Here is a 679-nt window from a genome sequence, read left to right on the forward strand (position 1 = left end):
CGGTGCTCGGTGCGGCGGCGCCGGCGGGGGGAGCCGGCGGCCGGGGCGGGGCGCCTGCCTGCGGCTGGGTCGGCGGAGCTCCGGCAGCGGGTGCACCAGCAGGAGGCGCACCACCCTGGCGTCCAGGGGGCGGTGTCACGGCGCCACCGGGGGCCGGCGTCGTTGTCGGAGCCGGAGTTGCACCAGGCGCAGGAGGCGAACCTGGACGGCCGGGCGGCGGCGTCGGAGTGCCACCGGGGGTCGGCGTGGCCGTCGGCGCGGGCGTGGCGCCTGGAGCAGGTGACCCTGCAGCCGGGGGCGCACCAGGACGTCCGCCGGGAGGCGGCGTACCGGGGCGGCCAGTCGGCGGCGTGCCCGGCGTGCTGCCTGGAGCCGGCGTCGCGGTCGGCGCAGGAGTCGCCGTCGGTGACGGTGTGGCTGCAGGTGCAGCCGGAGCACCCGGTCGCGCGGTCGGAGCGGCCGGCGCAGGCGACGGTGTTGCCGTGGGCGCCGGCGCTGGGCGTCCGTGCGGAGTTGCTGCCGCAGGCGGCGGCGGCGTCGGTGCGTGCTGCGGAGCCGCGGCGGACGGCGGTGCTGGCGGCGGGGGAGCCGGGCGCGCGGAAGGCGGTGCCGGAGGCGGCGGTGTCGGCGCGTGCTGTTGCGGAGCCGCAGCCGGGGGCGGCGCAGGTTGCTTCGGGGC

General features: G+C 81.0%; 1 protein-coding gene. It reads left to right on the forward strand.

The genetic code is table 11. The features are described from left to right. Positions 1-177: 177 nt before the first annotated feature. Positions 178-679, forward strand: a 502-nt coding sequence (locus AC0L23_RS40000) for a hypothetical protein (RefSeq protein WP_473358426.1), incomplete at its 3' end; no start/stop codon positions are given.

The organism is Bradyrhizobium sp. MI1.4 (genome assembly GCF_055811315.1).